The sequence below is a fragment of the Burkholderia seminalis DSM 23518 genome, assembly GCF_902832885.1.
Classification (GTDB): domain Bacteria; phylum Pseudomonadota; class Gammaproteobacteria; order Burkholderiales; family Burkholderiaceae; genus Burkholderia; species Burkholderia seminalis.
The window spans coordinates 606,994-629,902 of record NZ_CADFDK010000002.1 but is presented as its reverse complement, the minus strand read 5'-3'; the positions used below and the strand labels follow the sequence as shown (position 1 = coordinate 629,902).

20 protein-coding genes are annotated in these 22,909 nt (G+C 68.0%); 10 read left to right on the top strand and 10 right to left on the bottom strand.

The genetic code is table 11. The features are described 5' to 3' along the window. Positions 1–48 precede the first annotated feature (48 nt). A complete protein-coding gene (locus HWX00_RS09335; RefSeq protein ID WP_059558576.1) occupies positions 49–1,260 on the top strand; it encodes an IscS subfamily cysteine desulfurase in 1,212 nt (403 codons plus the stop codon). Positions 1,261–1,300: 40 nt separating this feature from the next. Here the strand turns inward: HWX00_RS09335 and HWX00_RS09330 are convergent, their stop codons facing one another. Beyond that, positions 1,301–1,843: a MarR family winged helix-turn-helix transcriptional regulator gene (locus tag HWX00_RS09330; RefSeq protein ID WP_034185598.1), complete on the bottom strand. Its 543-nt coding sequence runs from the start codon at positions 1,841–1,843 to the stop codon at positions 1,301–1,303. Positions 1,844–1,972: 129 nt separating this feature from the next. Between HWX00_RS09330 and HWX00_RS09325 the strand changes: the two genes are divergently transcribed. Further along, positions 1,973–2,566: a nuclear transport factor 2 family protein gene (locus HWX00_RS09325; RefSeq protein ID WP_049036765.1), complete on the top strand. Its 594-nt coding sequence runs from the start codon at positions 1,973–1,975 to the stop codon at positions 2,564–2,566. A 28-nt stretch (positions 2,567–2,594) separates the two neighbouring features. Here the strand turns inward: HWX00_RS09325 and rtcR are convergent, their stop codons facing one another. After that, complete coding sequence (gene rtcR / locus HWX00_RS09320; RefSeq protein ID WP_049036766.1) at positions 2,595–4,211, bottom strand: RNA repair transcriptional activator RtcR; 1,617 nt, start codon at positions 4,209–4,211, stop codon at positions 2,595–2,597. Positions 4,212–4,876: 665 nt separating this feature from the next. Here rtcR and HWX00_RS09315 point away from each other — a divergent pair. From HWX00_RS09315 to HWX00_RS09300, 4 genes are all read left to right on the top strand, one after another. Next, on the top strand, positions 4,877–6,016 hold the full coding sequence (locus HWX00_RS09315; RefSeq protein ID WP_034185957.1) for a slipin family protein: 1,140 nt from the start codon (positions 4,877–4,879) through the stop codon (positions 6,014–6,016). A gap of 62 nt (positions 6,017–6,078) precedes the next feature. Further along, a complete protein-coding gene (locus tag HWX00_RS09310; protein ID WP_049036771.1) occupies positions 6,079–7,302 on the top strand; it encodes an RtcB family protein in 1,224 nt (407 codons plus the stop codon). 55 nt (positions 7,303–7,357) lie between these two features. Then, positions 7,358–8,173: a nucleotidyltransferase domain-containing protein gene (locus tag HWX00_RS09305; RefSeq protein WP_034185595.1), complete on the top strand. Its 816-nt coding sequence runs from the start codon at positions 7,358–7,360 to the stop codon at positions 8,171–8,173. Between the two features lie 196 nt (positions 8,174–8,369). Next, positions 8,370–9,521, top strand: a complete 1,152-nt coding sequence (locus HWX00_RS09300) for a DUF1176 domain-containing protein (protein ID WP_175027469.1) — start codon at positions 8,370–8,372, stop codon at positions 9,519–9,521. 9 nt (positions 9,522–9,530) lie between these two features. On the opposite strand, the gene HWX00_RS09295 is transcribed toward HWX00_RS09300, so the two are convergent. Continuing rightward, on the bottom strand, positions 9,531–10,199 hold the full coding sequence (locus HWX00_RS09295; protein WP_175027470.1) for an O-methyltransferase: 669 nt from the start codon (positions 10,197–10,199) through the stop codon (positions 9,531–9,533). Between the two features lie 149 nt (positions 10,200–10,348). On the opposite strand from HWX00_RS09295, the gene HWX00_RS09290 reads away from it, so the two are divergent. Together HWX00_RS09290 and HWX00_RS09285 are read left to right on the top strand one after the other, a co-directional pair. After that, positions 10,349–11,644, top strand: a complete 1,296-nt coding sequence (locus HWX00_RS09290; RefSeq protein WP_175027471.1) for an O-acetylhomoserine aminocarboxypropyltransferase/cysteine synthase family protein — start codon at positions 10,349–10,351, stop codon at positions 11,642–11,644. Between the two features lie 159 nt (positions 11,645–11,803). Next, positions 11,804–12,529 carry a ZIP family metal transporter gene (locus tag HWX00_RS09285; RefSeq protein ID WP_175027472.1) on the top strand — a complete coding sequence of 242 codons (726 nt, stop codon included), beginning with the start codon at positions 11,804–11,806 and terminating at the stop codon, positions 12,527–12,529. Between the two features lie 14 nt (positions 12,530–12,543). Here HWX00_RS09285 and HWX00_RS09280 read toward each other — a convergent pair whose 3' ends face one another. Further along, positions 12,544–13,047, bottom strand: coding sequence for a hypothetical protein (locus HWX00_RS09280; RefSeq protein WP_175027473.1), 504 nt, complete (start codon positions 13,045–13,047; stop codon positions 12,544–12,546). 66 nt (positions 13,048–13,113) lie between these two features. Next, positions 13,114–13,389, bottom strand: coding sequence for a DUF4148 domain-containing protein (locus tag HWX00_RS09275; protein WP_034185589.1), 276 nt, complete (start codon positions 13,387–13,389; stop codon positions 13,114–13,116). 316 nt (positions 13,390–13,705) lie between these two features. On the opposite strand from HWX00_RS09275, the gene HWX00_RS09270 reads away from it, so the two are divergent. Further along, a complete protein-coding gene (locus HWX00_RS09270) occupies positions 13,706–14,866 on the top strand; it encodes a porin (RefSeq protein ID WP_175027474.1) in 1,161 nt (386 codons plus the stop codon). Between the two features lie 202 nt (positions 14,867–15,068). Here the strand turns inward: HWX00_RS09270 and HWX00_RS09265 are convergent, their stop codons facing one another. Continuing rightward, entirely contained in the window at positions 15,069–15,464 is a 396-nt protein-coding gene (locus tag HWX00_RS09265; protein WP_226193649.1) for a hypothetical protein, read from the bottom strand. Positions 15,465–15,604: 140 nt separating this feature from the next. Between HWX00_RS09265 and HWX00_RS09260 the strand changes: the two genes are divergently transcribed. Next, on the top strand, positions 15,605–15,892 hold the full coding sequence (locus tag HWX00_RS09260) for a DUF4148 domain-containing protein (RefSeq protein WP_034185587.1): 288 nt from the start codon (positions 15,605–15,607) through the stop codon (positions 15,890–15,892). A gap of 79 nt (positions 15,893–15,971) precedes the next feature. Here the strand turns inward: HWX00_RS09260 and HWX00_RS09255 are convergent, their stop codons facing one another. From HWX00_RS09255 to HWX00_RS09240, 4 genes are all read right to left on the bottom strand, one after another. Beyond that, the gene (locus HWX00_RS09255; RefSeq protein WP_175027475.1) at positions 15,972–17,405 is read right to left on the bottom strand and encodes a heavy metal sensor histidine kinase; all 1,434 of its coding nucleotides are present in this window, start codon (positions 17,403–17,405) and stop codon (positions 15,972–15,974) included. Next, positions 17,402–18,085: a heavy metal response regulator transcription factor IrlR gene (gene irlR / locus HWX00_RS09250; protein WP_006490455.1), complete on the bottom strand. Its 684-nt coding sequence runs from the start codon at positions 18,083–18,085 to the stop codon at positions 17,402–17,404. Before irlR ends, HWX00_RS09255 begins: the two co-directional genes overlap by 4 nt. After that, a complete protein-coding gene (locus HWX00_RS09245; RefSeq protein WP_175027476.1) occupies positions 18,085–21,297 on the bottom strand; it encodes an efflux RND transporter permease subunit in 3,213 nt (1,070 codons plus the stop codon). The genes irlR and HWX00_RS09245 overlap by 1 nt, the downstream gene beginning before the upstream one ends. Before the next feature lie 125 nt (positions 21,298–21,422). Further along, a complete protein-coding gene (locus tag HWX00_RS09240) occupies positions 21,423–22,892 on the bottom strand; it encodes an efflux RND transporter periplasmic adaptor subunit (protein ID WP_175027477.1) in 1,470 nt (489 codons plus the stop codon). Positions 22,893–22,909 lie beyond the last annotated feature (17 nt).

The following is a 22,909-nucleotide window of genomic DNA, read 5'->3' as shown; positions in this document are numbered from 1 at the left end:
CGCGGCTTTAGCGACCCGCGAGAGATCCCGCTTCCCGGAGCCCATTCGATGCCATCCCGCCCGATCTACATGGACTACAGCGCGACGACGCCCGTCGATCCGCGCGTGGTCGACAAAATGGTGCCGTTCCTGCACGAGCAGTTCGGCAACCCCGCTTCGCGCAGCCACAGCCACGGCTGGGACGCCGAGCAAGCGGTCGAGGAAGCGCGCGCGCACGTCGCCGCGCTGCTCGGCGCGGACCCGCGCGAAATCGTGTGGACATCGGGTGCCACCGAAGGCAACAACCTCGCGATCAAGGGCGCCGCGCACTTCTATCAAGGCACGGGCAAGCACCTCGTCACGGTGAAGACCGAACACAAGGCCGTGCTCGATACGTGCCGCGAACTCGAACGCCAGGGCTTCGACGTCACCTACCTCGACGTGGAGGAAAACGGTCTGCTCGATCTCGATGCGCTGCGGCGGGCGCTGCGCGCCGACACGATCCTGGTGTCGGTGATGCTCGCGAACAACGAAACGGGCGTGATCCAGCCGATCGCCGAGATCGGCGCGCTGTGCCGCGCCCGCGGCATCGTGTTCCACTGCGACGCCGTACAGGCGGCCGGCAAGATTCCGGTGGACGTGAATGCACTGAACGTCGACCTGCTGACGGTGACCGCGCACAAGGTGTACGGCCCGAAGGGAATCGGCGCGCTGTACGTGCGCCGCAAGCCGCGCGTGCGCATCGAAGCGCAGATGCACGGCGGCGGCCACGAGCGCGGGATGCGCTCGGGCACCCTGCCGACACACCAGATCGTCGGGATGGGCGAAGCGTTTCGGCTTGCGAAGGAAGAGATGGAGGAAGAAAGCCGCCGCGTCGGCGCGTTGCGCGACCGGCTGCTGGCCGGCCTGTCGACGCTCGACGAGGTTTACGTGAACGGCGACCTGGCGCGCCGGATTCCGCACAACCTGAACGTGAGCTTCAACTTCGTCGAGGGCGAATCGCTGATCATGGGGATCAAGGGCGTCGCGGTATCGTCAGGCTCCGCGTGCACGTCGGCGTCGCTGGAACCGTCTTACGTGCTGCGTGCGCTCGGCCGAAGCGACGAACTCGCGCACAGCTCGATCCGCTTCACGCTCGGCCGCTTCACGACCGAAGCCGAAGTGGACAGCGTGATCGCGCAGGTGCGCGACACGGTCGACAAGCTGCGCGCGCTGAGCCCGCTATGGGACATGCATCTGGAAGGGGTCGACCTCGATACGATCGAGTGGGCCGCGCACTGAGCATGGCCGACGCGTCGCGCCGGCCCGCGGCCGGCGTGCGTCAGCTTTTTTCCTGGCGCGCGATCATGTGCGCGAGATCGAGCGTTGCGCGATCGCCGTTGGTGACGAGGCGGTCGATCACCGAGCACAGCACCTTGAACTCGGTCTTGGTCACGCCCTCGAACAGCACGTTGTTGATTCGCTGCTGGGTGGGCGCCAGCGCTTTCAGCAGCTTCGTGCCGGCCGGCGTGACCGTGACGCGCATCTTGCGCTTGTCGTCCGGGTCCGCCCGCTTGTCGATCAGGCCGAGCTTCTTGAGCTTGCCGGTTTCGATCGTCACGAACGCGCCGCTCAGGTGCAGGTGATCGGCCAGGCGGTTGACGGTCACGACGTCGTCGTGGGACAGGTGCGCGACCGACACGAGCAACGAATACTGGATGCCGGTCAGCCCGGCGATCGAGCCGAAACCGTCGCGGACCGACAGCAGGCGCGCCGCGAACGGCAGCAACCCGTTGATCAGGTGACGAAATTCCGTGTCCGTGCCGTCGATCAGGCAGGCCGGGTTGGTAATGGTCAGAACGGACTCCTCTTGCTGCTTGGCCATGACGTCGACGCTCCGTGCAGTCATGCGAATTTAGCTTTGAAACGAAATTATACGGTAAAGGCACATGCGCTCCCGGCCGGGTCCGGCGACCCGCATGCTGCCCGATTGTCCGGCACCGGAGACTCGATCATGTCCTTTCCGCTTCATCCCGCGACGGTCCGCGCGCTGCTCGAATGTTATCTGCGCGCGAAAGACCTGAACCGTCCGTCACTGATCGCCGACTGCTTCGCAGCCGATGCCGAACTGAGCTTTTCGCTCGCCAGCGACGATATCGATTTTCCGCCGCGCGTGACGGGCGCGGCCGCCATCGCGCGCACGCTGGTCGAGGAATTCGGCGAGCGGTTCGAGCGGTGCCGGACCTGTTACGTCTGCGCGGAGCCGGACGTCGACGCGCATCGCGTCGCCAACATGCCGTGGCTCGTCGTGATGCGGCAGAAGGACACCGGCGCGCTGCGGATCGGGCATGGCACGTACCGCTGGCAGTTCGCGGGCGACGACACCCGCGACGACGCGGCCCGGATCGCCGCGCTGCACATCCACATCGCGCGAATGGACACGATCGACGATCCGCGGTCGTCGAAGCTCGACGGGCTGCATGCGGCGTTCGGGTATCCGTGGCTGCCGGCGCATGCGTTCGCGCGCGGGCTGGCGGATATCGCGGCGGCACACCCGGATTGGGGATTCCTGGCACCGTTTCACGACGCGGCGGCGGCGGCGGCCTGACCGATCGCGCCGGCCGCGCCGCCGCGCGTCATGCCGCGTCAAGCGCCTGCCGCACCGCCTCCCAATCGAGCCCGAACCGCGCGAGATACTTGCGCAGCCGGTCCGCATCGTTCGGTTGCTTCTTGCTCCGCCGCGACACCGCGAACAGCGTGCGCCCCGCCTCCGACAGGCTCGCCGACGCGCGGCACACGTCGAGCACGCGTTCGAGCTGCGCACGGTCGAACAGGTCGAGATCCGCGGCGCGCGCACCGAACACCGCGTCGACGCACGGGTCGGCCGCGCCCGCGTCGCGCGGCGACGACCAGGTGCGCGTCAACCGCTCGACTTCCTGCTCGGCGAGTGCCTCGGTAATCCGCCCCGCATCGGCCAGCGTCGCCATCCGCGTGACCGAGGCCGACAGTTCGCGGAAGTTGCCGGCCCACACCGCGCGCGGGGACGCCGCGAACGCGAGATAGCGCCGCTTCGCCTCCACGTTGAATCGCACCTGCTCGCCCTGCTCGCGGCCGAAACGGTCGAGTTCGAATTCGAGGTTCGGCTCGATGTCCTCGCGGCGCTCGGCCAGTCCCGGCAATTCGTACGTCCACAGATTGATCCGCGCATAGAGATCCTCGCGGAACGTGCCGGCCGCCACCATCTGCCGCAGGTCGCGATGCGTGCCCGCGATCAACTCGAAATCGCTGCTCGCCTCGACGTCCGCGCCGACCGGCAGGAAGCGCTTCTCCTCGATCGCCTTCAGCAGCATCGCCTGCTCGTCGAGCCCGAGTTCGCCGATTTCGTCGAGGAACAGCAGCCCGCCGTCGGCCGCGCGCAGCAGCCCCGCCCGTGCCGACTGCGCGCCCGTGAACGCGCCCTTCACGTGACCGAACAGCGTCGACATCGCCGCGTCGCCGCGCAGCGTCGCGCAGTTGATCTCGATGAACGCCCCCGCGAGCCGATGGCGGCCGCGCTTCAGCTCGTACACGCGCTTCGCGAGAAACGATTTGCCGGCGCCCGTCGGCCCGACCAGCAGCATCGGCGCGCGCGACCGCACGGCGACGCGCTCCAGTTGCTCGATCAGCGCATTGAAGCGCGCGTTGCGCGTTGCGATGCCGGCCTTCAGGAACGACACCGTTTCGTCGCGCTCGCGCGTGAAGCGCTGCGCGATGCGGTTGTAGCGCGACAGGTCGAGGTCGATCACCGATATCGTGCCCGGCCCGCTCGGCCCTTCGTCGGTCCGCTGCGGCGGCCCCGTCTGCACGAGGCGCGCGGGCAGGTAGCGCGCCTCCGCCAGCAGGAACCAGCAGATCTGCGCGACGTGCGTGCCGGTCGTGATGTGGATCAGGTAATCCTCATGCTCGAGGTCGAACGGATACGCGCGTGCGTAGTCGTGCAGCGTCGCGTAGACCTCCTCGAAATCCCACGGATCGTGGATCGTGACCGGCACGAGCCGCACGTCGGTATGCGGCGACAGGCGCGCGAGATCGTCCCGCACCTGGTGGGCGAGACGCGTGTAGCCCGGCGCATGCAGCAGTTCGAGCCGGTCGATCGGCAGGTCGGGCTGCTCGCACAGCGAAATCGTCGGCCGCCATTTGCGGTAACGGCGCGGCGCGCGGCCGCCCTGGTCCAGCACGGTGCCGAGAAAACCGATCGCGACGGTCTTGCGCATTTTTTATCTCATGGGATAAGAAGCGATCCGATTGTATCGGATTTCCATGATGAATCCGCACGCCCGGCATCACCGAAAATCGGTTAATGAAATAAATTCCCATTTGTTTTCAACCACTTGAAAAATTATTCGAGCATCAAGGCAGCCACTGGCACGCTCCTCGCTAAATAGAAGACGCCGGATGTCCCGCTGGCCCGCGAGCCAGGGTTCACACGCCCTGCTGGTGCGCCGCCGCCGAACCTCGTTCGTCGCGGCAGCGCATGCCGCCATGGACAGATGAAGGCAAAGGGGCGCGCGCCAGGATGCCTCGTCCGGGTTCGAATCCCGGAGCGCCCGTCGTTCGGAAGCTCAGTCAGGTGGAGCAGCCGGCGAAAGCCGGCCGGTGGCGGGTTCGAATCCCGCTCGAACCCTGTCCGCAAGGACAGTCTCGTGATGAAAGCAGTACCCGCCGGTGCGGGCCGACAGGCCCGCCGCGCGTCGGACCGGTTGCGGTTCCGCGCGATCGGCCGGGCGGCCGCATGGCCCGCGCGAATGCGCACGACGACGCGATGCAGGATGCGTCACCGTGTGCGTCGGCGCCGGCCAGCGCGCCGTCCGCCCGGTTGCGTCGCACCGCGATCCGCACGATGCGCGATCCGGCGGTCGTTGAAAAAAAGGACAAAAATATGTGGAAGCGTCATGTAGTGAAAAAGAACGAACGCGCGCTGCTGATGAGCGAAGGCGATTTCGTGAAGGTGCTGGAACCGGGCGTGTTCAAGGCCTTCGATCCGTTCAAGCGTCTGTCGGTGCAGACCGCGCGTCTCGACGCGCCGCTCGCCGACACCGCGCTGGCCGACTATCTGCGCCACGACGCGCCCGACGTGCTCGCGCGATACTTCGTCGCGATGGATCTCGCCGACGACGAAGCGGGCCTGCGCTATGAAGACGACGTGCTCGTCGAGATCCTGGCACCGGGCACGCGCCGGCTGTACTGGCGCGGCCTGGCCGCGCATCGTCTCGAACGCGTCGATCTCACGCAGGACAGCATGCTGCCGGCCGCGCTCGTCAAACGCATCGCGCAACCGGCGCTGCGGGCGCGCGGCGTGGCGGGCCTGACGGGCGTGCTGGTGGCGCAGGTGCCGGCGTACCACGTCGGCGTGCTGAAGATCGACGGCAAGATCGAGCGGTTGCTGGACGCGGGTACGTCGGCGTTCTGGCGCTTCAACCGCGACGTCGCGGTCGAACTCGTCGATCTGCGCCTGCAGGCGATCGAAGTCGGCGGGCAGGAAATCCTGACGCGCGACAAGGTTGCGCTGCGGCTGAACCTGTCGGCGACGTGGTGTTACGCGGACGTGCTGCATGCGTTCGGCCAGCTGCAAAAACCGGTCGAGCACTTGTATCGCGAGCTGCAGTTCGCGCTGCGCTCGGCGGTCGGCACACGCTCGCTCGACGAGCTGCTGGAGGACAAGCAGTCGATCGACGCGGTCGTGATCGCGCAGGTGCGCGCCCGTCTCGGCGATTCGGGCGTGGACGTGCGCAGCGTCGGCGTGAAGGACATCGTGCTGCCGGGCGACATGAAGACGATCCTCGCGCAGGTGGTCGAAGCGGAGAAATCCGCCCAGGCGAACGTGATTCGCCGCCGCGAGGAAACGGCGGCCACGCGTTCGCTGCTGAACACCGCGAAGGTGATGGAGGAAAACCCGACCGCGCTGCGGCTCAAGGAGCTGGAAACGCTCGAGCGCGTCGCGGAACGGATCGACCGCATCTCGGTGTTCGGCGGTCTCGACCAGGTGCTGAACGGACTCGTCAGCATCAAGGGCACGTAATGCAGGACACGGCGCGGCACGCGTGTGTCGCGCCGGACAATCGAATGAATCAGGTGAAGCAAATGAGCAACATGGACTATCAGGTGATGGAACTGGCCAACGGCAAGCCGGTGAAGATGTGGACGCAAGGCGTCGCCGTCGAGGACGAAGCGCGCGCGCAGTTGCGCAACACCGCGCAGATGCCGTTCGTCTTCCGCCACATCGCGGTGATGCCGGACGTCCACCTCGGCAAGGGGTCGACGATCGGCAGCGTGATTCCGACGAAGGGCGCGATCATCCCGGCCGCGGTCGGCGTCGACATCGGCTGCGGGATGATGGCCGCGCGCACGACGCTGACGGCGTCGGATCTGCCGGATTCGCTCGCGGGGCTGCGCGGCGCGATCGAACGCGCGGTACCGCACGGCCGCGCGCCCGGGCGCCGCGATCCCGGCGCGTGGGGCGATCGCACGCCGGCCGCCGTGACCGACTCGTGGAAGTCGCTGCAGCCGGGCTTCCAGCGGATCGTCGACAAGTATCCGAAGCTGGAAAAGACGAACCACTACGCGCATCTCGGCACGCTCGGCACCGGCAATCACTTCATCGAAGTGTGCGTCGACGAAGCGGACCACGTGTGGTTCATGCTGCACAGCGGCTCGCGCGGCGTCGGCAATGCGATCGGCAGCCTGTTCATCGAACTCGCGCAGGCCGACATGCGCCAGCACATCGCGAACCTGCCGGACCGCAACCTCGCGTATTTCACCGAAGGCAGCCGGCACTTCGACGATTACGTCGAGGCCGTCGGCTGGGCGCAGGACTACGCGCGGCGCAACCGGCAGGCGATGATGGACGCGGTGATCGCGGCAGCACGCGGCGTGATCGCGAAGCCGTTCGCGCTCGAAGAACACGCGGTGAACTGTCACCACAACTACGTGCAGCGCGAACGCCACTTCGGCGAAGACGTGCTCGTGACGCGCAAGGGGGCGGTGTCCGCGCAGAAGGGGCAACTGGGGATCATCCCGGGCTCGATGGGCGCGAAAAGCTTCATCGTGCGCGGGCTCGGCAACCCGGAAAGCTTCTGCTCGTGTAGCCACGGCGCGGGCCGGACGATGAGCCGCACCGAAGCGAAGCGCCGCTTCACGGCCGACGACCAGGTCAAGGCCACCCAGGGCGTCGAATGCCGGAAGGACGCGGGCGTCGTCGACGAAATCCCGATGGCCTACAAGGACATCGACGCGGTGATGGCGGCCCAGCGCAGCCTCGTCGAAGTGGTGCACACGCTGCGCCAGGTGGTGTGCGTGAAAGGATAGCGCGGTGCGCGGCCGATGGCCGGCGGCCGCGCGCAACGAAACGGAAACGACAATCATGAAAACGGAAAAAAACCTGACGCCCGTGCGCAGCGCGCACCCGGTCGCCCCGGCCGTGCGGGCGCGCGTGATGGCGGAACTCGCGGAAGTCGAGCGTCGCCACGATGTGAGCGTCCTGTTCGCGTGCGAATCGGGCAGCCGCGGCTGGGGGTTCGCGTCGCCGGACAGCGACTACGACGTCCGCTTCGTGTATGTGCACCGGCGCGACTGGTACCTGAGCGTCGAAGCGCGACGCGACGTGATCGAACGGCCGCTCGACGACGAACTCGACGTGAGCGGCTGGGAGCTGCGCAAGGCATTGCAACTGCTGCGCCGCTCGAATCCCACGCTGCTCGAATGGCTCGACTCGCCGGTCGTGTATCGCGAAGACGCGCGCTGGGCGCCGCGACTGCGGTCGCTGGCGGCGGCGTTCTTCTCTCCGGTGCGCGGACGCCACCACTACCTTGCGATGGCGAAGAAGAACTTTCGCGGCTATCTGCAAGGCGACACGGTGCGTTACAAGAAGTACCTGTACGTACTGCGGCCGCTGCTCGCGGTGCGCTGGATCGACATGGGGCTCGGCATGCCGCCGATGCGCTTCGCGGATCTCGTCGAAGGCACCGTGCACGAGCCGGCGGTGCGCGCGGAACTCGATGCATTGCTCGCACTGAAGATGCGCGCGAACGAAAGCGAGTACGGGCCGCGCCGGCCCGCGATCCACGCGCTCGTCGAGTCGATGCTCGCCGATGCGGAACACGATCGCGCATACAAGCGGCCGTGGGGCGACGTGGCGACGCTCGATACGTTCCTGCGCGACGTGGTCGACAGCCGATGACAAACGAACGGCGCGGTGCCGGCGGGCATCGCGCCGTTTGTCCATCCGCCTGACGCGTCGCCGCGTCAAGCGCCGCCCGTTGCAGCGGTATACTGGATGCCGTTCGCGCCACTGCACTCGACCTGCACCGCTTGCTGACGATGCGCTTGCAGTCCGGCATCTTCCGCCCGCCCTTTCCCAGTCGATACGAACCGTCATGTCGCACCGTTTTCCGCTTGCCCTCGCCGTGCTCCTCGCCGTTTCCCCGATCGTCACGCAGGCTCGTCCGCTCGCGCGGCCGCCGGTCGAGCGTGACTTCAAGAGCTGGTCGGTCGTCTGCGACAACGGCAATCGCTGCATCGCGGAGAGTCACGCCGACGATACCGACGATGCACGCCCCAGCCTGATCCTGCGCGTGACGCGCGATGCCGGCCCCGATGCGCAACCGTCGCTCGACCTCTACGCGTCGGCACCGCTGGACTTGCGTACCGCACGCGTCGACGGCCGCCCGTTCGATGCGGTGCCGGCCCAATGGCATGCCTTGGGCGACCCGAACGACGACCAGGCACACCCGTTCCGGATCCGCACGAACGATCCGGCAACGGTCGCCGCGTGGCTGTCTGCATCGCGCAATGCACGGGCGCTGAGCTTCGGCGATCCGGCTTCCGCGCACGCCGCGCGCACGCCGTTGTCGGGCTTGAATGCCGCGCTGCTGCTGATCGACGATACGCAGGGCCGCGTCGGCACCGTCACCGCGCTGCTGCGCCCGGGCACCCGGCCCGCGTCGTCGGTCCCGCCCGCGCCGGTGCTCCCGCCCGCCGTCACGCCGGCGCCGCCACCCGTCGCGAACCTGTCGGCCGCCGAACAGCGCCCGCTCGTCGACGCGGTGCTCGCGAAATTCGGCGCCGACGTGAAGCAGTGCGCGGCCGATGTCGAAGACGAAATGTCGGCGAGCGATCGCAGGAAGGCGTCGACCGCCGTCGCGATCTCGGCCGACGAGGCGCTCGTCGCGATCCCGTGCCAGACCAGCAGCATGTATAACCACACCGACCTGTGGTATCGCATTCGCCGCACCGCACCGTACACGCCGACGGCCATGAACTTCGGCGAGAACGCGAATGCGGGCCTCGATTCGGCGTCGTTCCCGAACGAACTGACCGACGCCGGCTACGATCCGGCCAGCGCGATGCTGTCGAGCAAGGTCCGGTTGCGCAGTGCCGGCGATTGCGGGTCGACCGCGTCGTGGATCTTCGACGGCCGGCGCTTCCAGCTCGCCGACATCGCGACGCACGGCACCTGCAACGGCCTGTTCCAGGACCAGTGGCCGCGCCTGTATCGGCGCGCCGACGCGACCGCAAGCGCGCACTGACGCATCCGGTCACGCGCCGACGATCGAGATCGAGAAGCCGTCCCAGCCTTTCTGCCCGACCGTCTGCACGGCCGTCGTCGTGAGCGCCGGCTCGGCCCCGAGGCGCGCGAACCCGTCGCGCACGCCGATCACGTCGGGCTCGCGATTGTCCGGATCGGCCACGCGCCCGCCCCGCACCACGTTGTCGACGACGATCACCGTGCCGGGCCGCGACAGCTTCAGCGCCGCGTCGAGATAGACCGCGTTGTTGTCCTTGTCCGCATCGATGAAGACGAAATCGAACGGCGCCTCGCCGGCGTCGACGAGCCGCGCGAGGCTGTCCTTCGCGCTGCCGACCACCACCGACACGACCGACGCGAACCCGGCGCGCGCGATGTTCTGCGTCGCGACCTTCGCATGCGCGGGGTTGAGTTCGAGCGTCACGAGCGTGCCGCCGGGCGGCAACGCGCGCGCGAGCCAGATCGTGCTGTAGCCGCCGAGCGTACCGACTTCGAGAATCCGCCGCGCGCCGCGGATCGTCGCCAGCAACTGCAGCAGCTTGCCCTGGTTCGGCGCGACGTTGATCGCCGGCAGCCCGGCCGCGTCGCTCGCCGCCAGCGCGGCGTCGAGCGCGTCGTCCGACGGCACGAGCGTCGCGGAGAAATACGCATCCACCTGGCTCCACCGATCCTGATCCATCGCGCACCTTTCGTCTGCGGAAAAAGGCATTCTATGCGCGACGCTCGCATAAGCAACCCACCATTCGTTCTAAGAACCGCAGCGCACGTGCTCCTATAATCGCCGGACGGCAGGCCCCCTCGACCTTCACAACAACAAGCGGAGCACCCATGACCGATCAGACCAAGCCGAACTGGCGCCTCGAAACGATCGCCGTGCACGGCGGTTATCGCCCCGACCCGACCACGCGCGCGGTCGCCGTCCCGATCTACCAGACCGTTGCGTACGCATTCGACGACACGCAGCACGGTGCCGACCTGTTCGACCTGAAGGTCCAGGGCAACATCTACACGCGCATCATGAACCCGACGACGGACGTGCTCGAGCAGCGGATCGCCGCGCTCGAGGGCGGCATCGGCGCGCTGGCGCTTGCATCGGGGCAGTCCGCCGTCACGTACGCGATCCAGACGATCGCGGAAGCCGGCGACAACATCGTGTCCGCGAGTTCGCTGTACGGCGGCACCTACAACCTGTTCGCGCATACGCTGCCGCAATACGGGATCACCACGCGCTTCGCCGACCCGCGCGACCCCGCGTCGTTCGAACCGCTGATCGACGCGCGCACGAAGGCGATCTTCGCGGAATCGGTCGGCAACCCGCTCGGCAACGTCACCGACATCGCCGCGCTCGCGGACGTCGCGCATCGGCACGGCATTCCGCTGATCGTCGACAACACGGTGCCGTCGCCGTACCTGCTGCGCCCGTTCGAGCACGGCGCGGACATCGTCGTGCACTCGCTGACGAAGTATCTCGGCGGGCACGGCACGAGCCTCGGCGGCGCGATCGTCGATTCGGGCAAGTTCCCGTGGGCCGAACACGCCGACCGCTTCAAGCGGCTGAACGAGCCGGACGTCAGCTACCACGGCGTCGTCTATACGGAAGCGTTCGGGCCGGCCGCGTACATCGGCCGCTCGCGCGTCGTGCCGCTGCGCAACATGGGCGCGGCGATCTCGCCGTTCAACGCGTTCCAGATCCTGCAGGGCATCGAGACGCTGGCGCTGCGCATCGAGCGGATCAGCGACAACGCGCTGAAGATCGCGCGGCATCTCGCGCGCCACGAACACGTCGAATGGGTGAACCATGCGGGCCTGCCCGATCACCCCGACCACGCACTCGTCGCCCGCTACCTGTCGGGCCGCGCGCCGGGCATCCTGACGTTCGGCGTGAAGGGCGGCCGCGACGGCGGCGCGAAGTTCCAGGACGCGCTGAAGCTGTTCACGCGACTCGTCAACATCGGCGACACGAAGTCGCTCGCGACGCACCCGGCCTCGACGACGCACCGGCAACTGTCGCCCGCCGAACTCGCGAAGGCCGGCGTGAAGGAAGAAACGGTGCGGCTGTCGATCGGTATCGAGCATATCGACGACCTGCTCGCCGACCTCGACCAGGCGCTCGCGCAGCTCTGACGCGAACGGGCGTACCGGCTGGCCGGTGCGCCCTGCATCAAGCCGCTTGACTCTGAAGCGGCTTCAAGGTGTTCAATCCCCGGTTGATGCCGCGGCACAGCCCGGCGCGTACGATCCGTGCAATGCCGCTCCCGCGCGGCACGCCGACCGAGAGGCCCCATGACACCGACCGCGAAGCTTGCGCTGCTCACCTTACCGCCCGTGCTGGCAGCCTGTTTCGGCGCGCTTGCGGCCGCATGGCGGGCGCCCGGCCCGAAAACGTCGAGCGTCATCCAGCATTTCACCGGCGGCATCGTGTTCGCGGCCGCGGCGCTCGAACTGCTGCCGCAGGACCGCGCGCATGCGCTGTTTCCGGTCGTCGTCGGGTTCGTGCTCGGCCTCGCGCTGATGCTCGCGATCCGCGCGCTGTCGGGCACGATCGAGGCACGCTTCGAGGACGCGCGGCTGCCCGTGAGCCTGATCATCGTTACCGCGATCGACCTCGTCGTCGACGGCCTCGTGCTCGGCATCGCGTTCTCCGCCAGCGACGAAAGCGGCATCATCCTGACCGTCGCGCTGACGCTCGAAGTGTTGTTCCTCGCGCTGTCGGTCAGCGCGGCGCTTGCCGCGGCAGGCATCGACCGGACGCTGTCGATCGTCGTACCGGTCGGGCTGGCCGCACTGCTGAGCCTCTCGGCCGTGGCCGGCAATGCGGCATTCGCCGGCCTGCCGGCGAACATCTACGCGGCCCTGCTGGGGCTCGGCACCGTCGCGCTGCTGTACCTCGTGACCGAGGAACTGCTCGTCGAAGCGCACGAGGTGCCCGAAACGCCGTTCGCGACGGCCGCGTTCTTCATCGGCTTCATCGTGTTCTTCCTGATCGAAGGGTCGGTCAAGGCGGGATAAGCCGCACGCGGCGGCTACCACGTCGTCGCGCCGGCCGGATACGTATCGACGACGCGCGTGCCATTCACGGGCGTGACGCCCTCGTTGCGCAACGCAGTCCACAGGTCGATCGCATGTTCGCGCGACTTGCGGCTGCCGTCGTCGGTCAGCACGTTCAGCGCGATGACCGTGTCGCGCGTCGTCAACTGCAGTTGTTCCTTCAACTTGCGCGACTGATGCGACGCGGTACGGACGTCACCGAGCACGATCCGCCTCTCCGTCGCAGCCGCCCCGCTCCCCGCTTCGGCCGGCACGAACGTCAGCCGCCCGTTGTCGACCTCGCATTGCCCCTGCGTGAACGTTGCCGTCCACGCGCCGGCAGGCACGGCCGCGAATTCGCACCGCATCCGCTCGTTCGCCCGCGGGCCGACGTCGTGGGCGGGCGCGTGCGACAGCGCACGCTCGGGCCAGCCGGCCGCCATCGCCGCCGTCGTCATCAGGCACCCCGCCAGCACGATTCCTTTCGCGATATGACGCATGACTCGCTCCTCTGCATGGATGAAGCCGGCCGACGGATACGGCCCCGGCCGGCCGTGAATCGTTGATCAAAGCACCGCGAAACCGTTGTCGTGCGCATCGACCATCGGCGCTTTCTCGCCGCGATGCACCGTCGAACGATGGATTTCCCGATTGCGCGCGACAACGGCCGGGCTCGCCGGATAGTCGTGATTCGGGCTCGGGATCACGCCGTCGTGACGCGCGCGCACCAGTTCCCGAACCACTTCCTGACGACTCTTCGGCTGTGCCGACACGGTCTGCGAGAGGGCTGCGGCCGACAGTGCGGCAACGACGGCGACGATCATCGGGCGCGGAATGTTCATCGGGTGTGCTCCTTGCTGAAAAGGCGTGACAGGTGCCTTCACTTTGATCCCGCGCTGGTGCGGATGCGTGATCGCCGCATGACGGTTTCGTCACCATGCGAGCGACTTCTGCATCGCAGTGCACATTAAATAATTCGAATGTTCGGGCGTGCATGACACCGCGATGACATTTTTCTCATTTGTCCCTCACCTCCACGATCCGAACGCTTTCCAGAATCGCCAGCGCGATCGCGATATTCCGGGCCGCCGCCGCAAGCCCGGGCACCGGAGTCGAACGATGCGCGAAACGATCATCTTGAACTTCAGGGGAAGCACCATGAAATATCCAGTTCGGCTCGCCATGCTCTCGGGGGCGCTGCTCGCCACTGCCCAACCGGCCCATGCCGCGGAAGTCAGCCTCTACGGCCTGTTCGATACGTCGCTGACCTATGTGTGGAACGCCAATGCCGACGGCAAGAACCTCGTCGGCCTCGGCAACGGCAACCTGCTCGGCAACCGTTTCGGGCTGAAAGGCGCCGAGGATCTGGGCGGCGGCCTGAAAGCGATCTTCACGCTGGAAAACGGCTTCAATCCGAACACGGGCGCGCTCGGGCAAGGCAACCGGATGTTCGGCCGGCAGGCGTTCGTCGGCCTGGAAAGCGCACGCTGGGGCACCTTGACGCTCGGCCGCCAGTACGACGCGCTCGCGGACGTCGCCTGGCCCGTGACCGGCGATTTCTATTTCGGCAGCGTGTACGCGACGCCCGGCGACGTCGACAACTACGACACGTCGTCGCGCACCGACAACGCCGTGAAATACACGTCGCCCGTGATCGGCGGTTTCCAGTTCGTCGGCATGTATGCGCTCAGCGGCGTGGCCGGCAAGAGCGGTGCGGGCCAGACCTGGTCGGCCGGCCTGTCGTACAGCTACGGCCCGCTCGACGTCGCGGGCGGCTACTACTCCGCAGCCAACCGCTCGTCGCTCGAGAACGGCATCCGGACCAGCTGGAACGGCACGTCGGACGGCACGTTCGACGGATCGCTGGTCAACGGCGGCTACCTCTCCGCGAAATCGATCGACATCGCGCGCGGCGCGTTGCGCTACAACTTCGCGCCGTTCGCGGTCGGCATCGATTACAGCAATGCGCAGTACAAGGCCGATGCGATGTCCGCGTTCCGCAGCACGCAGAAATACGACACCGCGCGCGGTTTCTTCAACTTCCAGGCGACGCCCGGCCTGCTCGTCGGCGTCGGTTACAGCTACACGCGCGCCCGCGGCGATACGAGCGCCACCTACCACCAGGTGTCCGCCGGCGCCGACTACATGCTGTCGAAGCGCACCGATCTCTATGCGGTCGGCGCCTGGCAGCGTGCGAACGGCGAACAGCGCACGCTCGACGGCGGCACGCAAACGGCGCAGGCATCGATCGGCTCGTACGGCTATGGCGGCACGCGCACGCAGGGCATCGTCAATCTCGGGTTGCGGCACCGGTTCTGATCGCGGCCGCCATCCTTGCGCGCAACGTGACGGAAATTTCATGTTGCAATCAGGTTCGCGACGCATCGCGCCGCTACGATCGAAGACGTGACGGGCCGCGCCCGTTACCACCCACGCAGCGGGTCGCTGCCGCACGGCACGATCACGCATTAGGCCCGGCACTCGCTGAGTGCCGGGCCTTTTTTTGTCGCCAGCCGGACGATCACGGTGCGGGATCGGGTCGCGGGAACAGGCACGGATGCGTTTTCACGTACAGATTCGGATTTCCGCAGCGGTGGCCCGCATAGTCGATCTGCTCGCCCGGCATGAGGTCGGCCGGCACCGCCTTGCGCGCAGCGGTGGGCCTGGCCTCGGTCGTGCCGGAACGTGTCGACACGCAGCCCGCGAACAGCGGGACGATCAGGACTGCGATCAAGGCTAGACGGATGGCGGGACGATGCACTTTTCGGTCCGGAATGAATGTCTGAACAGGACCGCCCGCTTTCCATGCTGCTGTCGCGAACGGCACGCATGCCGCCGGCCACGTCGGCCATCGGCAGGCTTCATGTTCCGCTTCCCGCTCATCGCGCCCATGACGCGAACATGACGGTTGCGTCATGCCGGCCGGATCCCGACGGCACGCTGCCTGCTCGCGCAATCTGACGTTTTTTTCATCTCGCGATCACGATGACGCACGGCCGCTTTCGCATACTGGGTCCATGGTTCGCCACCCGGCGACCTGATCAAGGAGAACACTCGATGAAAACGGCAAAACTCGCAGCACTGTTCGTCACCGCCACGCTGTCGCTCGGCATGGCCACGCAGGCCGCGTTCGCGCAAACGCAACCGCAGGGCAAGAGCCGCACGCAGGTCGTCAACGAACTGAAGCAGGCGCAGCACGACGGCGTCGTGCCGACGGGCAAGACGCAATACCCGCCGACCGGCGAGATCGTCGCGCGCAACAAGGAGCTTCACGGGATTTCGGTGCACGGCGGCGAGAAGAAGCCGCAGACCGACAACCACGACAACCTGACCGCACGGCAATGACGCTCGGCCACACGCGTGCGGGCAGCACGCCGCGCGCGGCCGCCACCGGGCGAACGCGCGAACGTGCCCGCCCGCGCTGTCAGGTGCCGATGGCCGCCGGCCGGTTCGGCTCGGCCGGCCGGCGCGGAAAGCGCAGCCAGAACGTCGTGCGGCGGCCGGGATCGCTGTCGACGCCGCATTCGCCGCCGTGATTGTCCATGATCGACCGGACGATCGCGAGGCCGAGCCCGGTGCCCGACGCGGAATTGTGCCGTGACGGATCGACACGATAGAAGCGCTCGAAGATCCGCCCGACATGCTCGGCCGCGATGCCGGGCCCCGTATCCGACACGGCGATCGTCGTCGCGCCGCCCTGCTCGACGCAATCGATCGTCACGACGCTGCCGCGCGGCGCATAGGTCAGCGCATTGGACAGCAGGTTGCTCAGCGCACGCTGGTACAGCGTGAGGTCCGCGTCGACCCACGCGTGGCCATCGACCTTCACCGTCACGCCCTCGTCCTCCGCAAGCGGCTCGTAGTAGCCGGCCACCCGCTCCGCCTCCTCGGCCGCATTCAGGCGCCGCACGCCGATCGACGTGCCGGCCTGTTCCGAGCGCGCGAGAAACAGCATGTCCTCGATCATCCGCGACAGCCGCTGGTATTCGTCGATACTCGACTCGATCACGCTCCGGTATTCGTCCGCGCCGCGCGGCTGCGACAGCACGACCTGCGCGGCCGCCTGCAGGTTCGTGAGCGGCGTGCGCATGTCGTGCGCGAGATTCGACGAGAACTGGCTCAGCCGCGTGAACGACTCGTTCAGACGTTCGAGCATGCCGTTGAACGCATGCTCGAGTTCCTTCAGCTCGCCGGACGTATCGAGTTCCGGCAGCGGATGCGCGAGCCGGCTCGTCGACATCTGCTCGGCCCGCGCCGCGAACCGCCGCAGCGGGCTCAAGCCGAGCGCGGCGATACCGTAGGCCATCGCGGCGGCGAGCACCACGCCGAACACCTCGATCACGACGATCGTATAGGCATGCGTGCGCAGCAGCAGCAGCAGGTCGGCGCTGCGGTCGTACTGCACCGCGACGCGCACCACCGGGCCACCGGCCCCCGCGCCGGCGAGCGGCACGTTCGTCACGAGGTACTGGTGCCGCGCGCCGGGCGGCGCGATGCCGACCGGCACGCCCCCGGCCTCCAGCGACATCAGCGGTGCATACGGGCGGAAACCGGGCGTGCCGACGAGGCGCGTGCCCGTGGCGTCGAAGATCGCGAGATCCATGTTCGGATGGCCGTGCAACTGGTCGATCCAGATGTCGGCGTTGCGCGCGACGTCGGCCGGCGTGCGCACCCCGGCCAGGTGGGCCCCCAGCGCGGCGGACGTGCCGGCCATCTGCTCGGCCGCCGTCGTTTCGACGCGATTGCTCAGCGCCTCGTAGAGCGCAACACCGCTCGACGCGAGGATCACCGACGTCGACAGGATGATCAGCGCGGTCAGGCGTCCGCGCAGCGTACGCGGCAGCAGATGCGCGATCATGCGGCCGCGCCGCCGCGCGCTTCGAGCACGTAGCCCATGCCGCGCACCGTGTGGATCAGTTTCGGCTCGTACGCGTCGTCGATCTTCGAGCGCAGCCGCCTGATCGCCGAATCGACGACGTTCGTGTCGCTGTTGAAGTTCATGTCCCACACTTGCGACGCGATCGTCGCGCGCGGCAGGATTTCGCCTTCGCGGCGCATCAGCAGCCACAGCAGCGCGAACTCCTTCGCGGTCAGCAGGATCGTGTCGCCCTGCCGCGTGGCCTTGCGGCGCGTCAGGTCGAGTTCGAGATCGGCCACGCGCAGCGTGTTCGAGTCGCGCGGCTGGCCGCGCCGCAGGATCGACTTGATGCGCGCGGTCAGCTCGACGAAGTCGAACGGCTTCGCGAGATAGTCGTCGGCGCCAAGCTCGAGCCCCTTCACGCGATCGCCGACATCGTCGCGCGCGGTGAGGAACAGCACCGGCGTCGACTTGCTGCGCCGCAGGTTCTGCAGCAGCGTCCAGCCATCCTGGCCGGGCAGCATCACGTCGAGCACGAGCAGGTCGTACTCCTCGGTCTCGGCCTGATGCTGGCCCGTGATGCCGTCCTCGACCCAGTCGACGACATAGCCGGCCTCGGTGAGACCCTTGCGCAGATACGCGCCCGTCTTCGGTTCATCCTCGACAATCAGAATTCGCATCACGCATGACCCTTGAAGAAACCCAGCCGGCGCAGCACGCCCGCACCGAGGCCGCCGCGAAACGCGGCGCGCCACGACACCGCATGGCTGACGCGGTACAGCACGGGCAGCACCAGCAGCGTCAGCGCCGTGGACGACAGGATACCGCCGATCACGACCGTCGCGAGCGGCCGCTGCACCTCGGCGCCGGTGCCGGTCGCGAACGCCATCGGCAGGAAGCCGAGCGACGCGACGAGCGCGGTCATCAGCACCGGCCGCAGCCGCGTCAGCGCGCCGTCGCGCACCGCGGCGTCGAGCGGCATCCCCTCGTCGCGCAGGTTGCGGATGAACGAGATCATCACGAGACCGTTGAGCACGGCGACGCCCGACAGCGCGATGAAGCCGACCGCCGCCGTGATCGACAGCGGAATCCCGCGCAGCCACAGCGACACCACGCCGCCGCTCAGCGCGAACGGAATGCCGGTGAACACGAGCAGCCCGTCCTTCACGTTGTTGAACATCACGAACAGCAGCACGAACACCATGAACAGCGCGAGCGGCACGACGAGCTTCAGGCGCTCGCTCGCGCTCTGCAGCTGCTCGAACTGGCCGCCCCACGACACCCAGTAACCGGCCGGCACGCGCACGTCCTGCTGCAGCTGCTCGCGCGCATCGGCGACGAACGAGCCGACGTCGCGGCCGCGTACGTTCGCGCTGACGACGACGCGCCGCTTGCCGTCCTCGCGGCTGATCTGGTTCGGGCCCGGCGCGACGTCGATCGTCGCGAGCTCCGCGAGCGGCACGTACGGCGCCGCCGCAATCGGCCCGCTGGCGCCCGCCGCCGGCGCGGGCAGCGCGATCGGCAGCCGCTTGATCGTCTCGATGTCGGAACGCAGCTCGTCGGGCAGCCGCACGACGATGTCGAAGCGGCGGTCGCCCTGGAACAGCGTGCCGGCCTTCTGCCCGCCGACGGCCGCGGCCACCGAGTCCTGCAGGTCGGCGACGCTCACGCCGTAGCGCGCGAGCTTGTCGCGGTCGAGGTTGACGGTCAGCACCGGCAGCCCGGTCGTCTGCTCGACCTTCACCTCCGACGCGCCCGGCACCTTCCGCAGCGCGGCCGCGATCTGCTCGCCGGTCTGGTTCAGCACGGCCATGTCGTCGCCGAAGATCTTCACCGCGACGTCGCTGCGCACGCCCGAGATCAGTTCGTTGAAACGCAGCTGGATCGGCTGCGAGAACTCGTACGCATTGCCCGGCAGCGCGGCGAGCGCGGCCTCGATCTCGCGCACCAGTTGGTCGCGCGGCTTCTTCGGGTCGGGCCACCGGTCGGCCGGCTTCAGCATGATGTAGCCGTCCGACAGGTTCGGCGGCATCGGGTCGGCCGCGATCTCGGCCGTGCCGGTGCGCGCGAACACGCGCTCGATCTCGGGGAAGCGCGCCTTCAGCGTCTTCTCGATCGATTTCTGCATCTCCACCGACTGCGACAGGCTCGTGCCGGGAATCCGCAGCGCGGAGACGGCCAGGTCGCCTTCGTTGAGGCTCGGGATGAACTCGCTGCCGAGCCGCGTGGCCAGCCCGAGCGTGACCAGCACGATCGCGCCGGCGCCGATCATCACGCGCGCCGGGCGCGTCATGAACGCGGCAAGCACCGGTTCGTACGCGCGCCGCGCCCAGCCCATCAGCCGGTTCTCCTTCTCCTCGACCCGCTCGCCGATGAACAGCGCGACGGCCGCCGGGATGAACGTGACGGTGAGCACCATCGCGGCGGCGAGCGCCATCACGACGGTGATCGCCATCGGGTGGAACATCTTGCCTTCGACGCCGGTCAGCGCAAAGATCGGCAGGTACACGACCATGATGATCAGTTGCCCGAAGATCAGCGCGCGGCGCGCTTCCTGCGATGCACCGAACACCTCGGCGAACCGCTCCTCGCGCGTGAGCGGCCGCCCGGCCGCCGCCTGCGCATGCGCGAGCCGCCGCACGCAGTTCTCGACGATCACGACCGCGCCGTCGACGATGATCCCGAAGTCCAGCGCGCCCAGGCTCATCAGGTTCGCGCTCACCTTCGCGTTGACCATGCCGGTGAAGGTCATCAGCATCGACAGCGGAATCACGAGCGCGGTGATCAGCGCCGCGCGGATATTGCCGAGGAACAGGAACAGCACGGCGATCACGAGGATCGCGCCTTCGAGCAGGTTCTTCTTCACCGTCGCGACGGCCTTCTCGACGAGCACGGTGCGGTCGTACACGGGAATCGCCTTCACGCCGGCCGGCAGCGTGCGGTTCACGTCCGCCATCTTCGCGGCGACGGCCTTCGACACCGTCCGGCTGTTCTCGCCCATCAGCATGAAGACCGTGCCGAGCACGACCTCCTCGCCGTTCGACGTCGCGGCGCCGGTACGCAGCTCGCGGCCGATGTCGACCGCGCCGACGTCCTTCATCCGCACCGGCACGCCGCCGACGTTGGTCAGCACGATGTTCGCGATGTCGTCGACGGTGCGCGCCTGGCCCGGCACGCGCACCAGGTACTGCTCGCCGCGTTTTTCGATGTAGCCGGCGCCGACGTTGTCGTTGTTGCGTTCCAGCGCGCGCACGACGTCGGCGAGCGTCAGCCCGTACGACATCAGCTTCGCCGGGTTCGGCGCGACGCGGTACTCCTTCACGTAGCCGCCGATCGAGTTGACCTCGGTCACGCCGCGCACGTTGCGCAACTGCGGCCGGACCACCCAGTCCTGCAATTCGCGCAGGTCGGCCGCCGTATAACGCGTGCCGTCGGGTTTGCGCGCGCCGGCGTCGGCCTCGACGGTCCACAGGTAGATCTCGCCGAGGCCCGTCGACGTCGGCCCCATCGCGGGCGCGATGCCGGCCGGCAGCTTGTCCTTCGCCTCCTGGATGCGCTCGTTGACGAGCTGCCGCGCAAAGTAGATGTCGGTGCCGTCCTTGAAGATCACGGTGACCTGCGACAGCCCGTAGCGCGAGATCGAGCGCGTCTGCTCGAGGCCCGGCAGCCCGGCCATCACGGTCTCGACCGGATAGGTGATGCGCTGCTCGGCCTCGAGCGGCGAATAGCCGGGCGCGGACGTGTTGATCTGGACCTGCACGTTCGTGATGTCGGGCACCGCGTCGATCGGCAGCTTCTGGTAGCTGAACACGCCCAGTGCGGCCACGGCCGCGATCGCCAGCATCACGAGCCAGCGGTGCGCAATCGCAAAGCGGATCAGGCGCTCAAACATGTCGGAATTCCTTGAAACGGGGAACGGTCGCCCGCACCGGACGAGCCGCCCGGCCGGTCACGCGGCGCGCCGGAAAGCGGGCCGCCAGTCGGGCCGCCATCCGCGCAATGGCGCACACATATCGCTCATTCATGTTCGGCGCTCCCCTTGCCGAGTTCGGCCTTCAGCACGAAGCTGTTCGACGCCGCGTATTCCTGGCCCGGCTTCAACCCCTTCAGCACCTCGGTCGCGCGCTCGTCGCGCCGCCCCGTCTCGACGGCCTGCGCGACGAACCCCTTCGGCGAGCGCACGAACACCGACGGCGCGCCGTCGACATCCTGCAGCGCCTCGCTCGCGACCGCGAGCGGTACGCCCTGCTTGCCCGCGTCGACCGACACGTTCACGAACATCCCCGGGCGCCACACGCCGTCCGGGTTCGGCAGCACGACACGCGCGGGCGCGGTACGCGTCTGTTCGCCGAGCAGCGAGCCGACGTATGCGATCGGGCCGCTCGAACGCGATTCGAACGCGGTCGCGCTGACGGTCGCGTCGCGGCCGACGCGCACGTCGTTCAGCCGCTGCGCCGGCACGGCCATCTCGGCCCAGACGGTCGACAGGTCGGAAATCACGAACAGGCTCGCATCGGCGGCGATCGCCTCGCCGGGCGTCGCGTGTTTCTCGACGATCGTGCCCGCGAACGGCGCACGCAGTTCGTAGCGGTTCAATGCCCCCGCGCCGGCCGGCGCATTCAGCGCGGCGAGCTTCTGCCGCGCGTTCTGCACGGCGATCTCGGCCTCGCGCAACTGCACCTGCGCCTGCTGGTAGTCCTGCTCGGCCGAGATGCGCTCCTGCCACAGCGTCCGTTCGCGCGCGTAGGTCGCACGCGCGCCCGACAGCCGGCGCTCGGCCGTCAGCAGTTCGCTGCGGCGGTCGGCCAGGTCGGTGCTGGCGATCACCGCGAGCACCTGCCCCTTCGCGATGTTCTGCCCGAGCGATACCGACACCTGCTCGACGATGCCGGCCACGCGCGGCACGACGTGCGCGGTGCGGTCCTCGTTGAACTTGATCTCGCCCGGCAGCTGGAATGGCGTCGCGATCTGCGCGGGGCCGGCCTTCGCGAGTGCGATCCTCGACGCCGTCAGTTGCGCGTCGGTCAGCGCGATCGCGCCGTCGGCGCGCGCGATCGGGAACGATGCGGCGTCGCTGCCGGCCTTCACGTCGATCGTCGCGTCGAACACGTGCGGCTTCGCGATCGACTGGGCGGACACGAACTTCGGGCCCGACGCGTCGAAACGCAACGGCTCGCGCGTGCGGTCGTACCGCACCAGCGTGCCGGACACGGTGACGCCCTGGTCGGCCGGTTTGCCGTCGACGAACGGATAGACGACGAGCCGCGCGTCGCCGGGCTTTTCCGTCATCACGATCTCGACGGACAGCTTGCCGCGCTTCAGCACGACACCGCCGTGCGCGCCGGCGCCATCGGCCGGCTGCGCGGCTTCGGCGCCCGCGGGCGCCGAAGGGTTGCTCCCGCCGCGTGTAACGGCGAGCGCGCCGATCACGATCCCTGCGCTGCCGAGCACGGCCGCCGCGATAACGAAGATTCTGCTGCGTGACATGATGATCCTTCCGGTAA

What these genes read in the sequence shown, in the direction of transcription:
- HWX00_RS09335 (WP_059558576.1), top strand. Translation starts at nt 49, where the DNA reads ATGCCATCCCGCCCGATCTACATGGACTACAGCGCGACGACGCCCGTC.
- HWX00_RS09330 (WP_034185598.1), bottom strand. Translation starts at nt 1,843, where the DNA reads ATGGCCAAGCAGCAAGAGGAGTCCGTTCTGACCATTACCAACCCGGCC.
- HWX00_RS09325 (WP_049036765.1), top strand. Translation starts at nt 1,973, where the DNA reads ATGTCCTTTCCGCTTCATCCCGCGACGGTCCGCGCGCTGCTCGAATGT.
- rtcR (WP_049036766.1), bottom strand. Translation starts at nt 4,211, where the DNA reads ATGCGCAAGACCGTCGCGATCGGTTTTCTCGGCACCGTGCTGGACCAG.
- HWX00_RS09315 (WP_034185957.1), top strand. Translation starts at nt 4,877, where the DNA reads ATGTGGAAGCGTCATGTAGTGAAAAAGAACGAACGCGCGCTGCTGATG.
- HWX00_RS09310 (WP_049036771.1), top strand. Translation starts at nt 6,079, where the DNA reads ATGAGCAACATGGACTATCAGGTGATGGAACTGGCCAACGGCAAGCCG.
- HWX00_RS09305 (WP_034185595.1), top strand. Translation starts at nt 7,358, where the DNA reads ATGAAAACGGAAAAAAACCTGACGCCCGTGCGCAGCGCGCACCCGGTC.
- HWX00_RS09300 (WP_175027469.1), top strand. Translation starts at nt 8,370, where the DNA reads ATGTCGCACCGTTTTCCGCTTGCCCTCGCCGTGCTCCTCGCCGTTTCC.
- HWX00_RS09295 (WP_175027470.1), bottom strand. Translation starts at nt 10,199, where the DNA reads ATGGATCAGGATCGGTGGAGCCAGGTGGATGCGTATTTCTCCGCGACG.
- HWX00_RS09290 (WP_175027471.1), top strand. Translation starts at nt 10,349, where the DNA reads ATGACCGATCAGACCAAGCCGAACTGGCGCCTCGAAACGATCGCCGTG.
- HWX00_RS09285 (WP_175027472.1), top strand. Translation starts at nt 11,804, where the DNA reads ATGACACCGACCGCGAAGCTTGCGCTGCTCACCTTACCGCCCGTGCTG.
- HWX00_RS09280 (WP_175027473.1), bottom strand. Translation starts at nt 13,047, where the DNA reads ATGCGTCATATCGCGAAAGGAATCGTGCTGGCGGGGTGCCTGATGACG.
- HWX00_RS09275 (WP_034185589.1), bottom strand. Translation starts at nt 13,389, where the DNA reads ATGAACATTCCGCGCCCGATGATCGTCGCCGTCGTTGCCGCACTGTCG.
- HWX00_RS09270 (WP_175027474.1), top strand. Translation starts at nt 13,706, where the DNA reads ATGAAATATCCAGTTCGGCTCGCCATGCTCTCGGGGGCGCTGCTCGCC.
- HWX00_RS09265 (WP_226193649.1), bottom strand. Translation starts at nt 15,464, where the DNA reads ATGACGCAACCGTCATGTTCGCGTCATGGGCGCGATGAGCGGGAAGCG.
- HWX00_RS09260 (WP_034185587.1), top strand. Translation starts at nt 15,605, where the DNA reads ATGAAAACGGCAAAACTCGCAGCACTGTTCGTCACCGCCACGCTGTCG.
- HWX00_RS09255 (WP_175027475.1), bottom strand. Translation starts at nt 17,405, where the DNA reads ATGATCGCGCATCTGCTGCCGCGTACGCTGCGCGGACGCCTGACCGCG.
- irlR (WP_006490455.1), bottom strand. Translation starts at nt 18,085, where the DNA reads ATGCGAATTCTGATTGTCGAGGATGAACCGAAGACGGGCGCGTATCTG.
- HWX00_RS09245 (WP_175027476.1), bottom strand. Translation starts at nt 21,297, where the DNA reads ATGTTTGAGCGCCTGATCCGCTTTGCGATTGCGCACCGCTGGCTCGTG.
- HWX00_RS09240 (WP_175027477.1), bottom strand. Translation starts at nt 22,892, where the DNA reads ATGTCACGCAGCAGAATCTTCGTTATCGCGGCGGCCGTGCTCGGCAGC.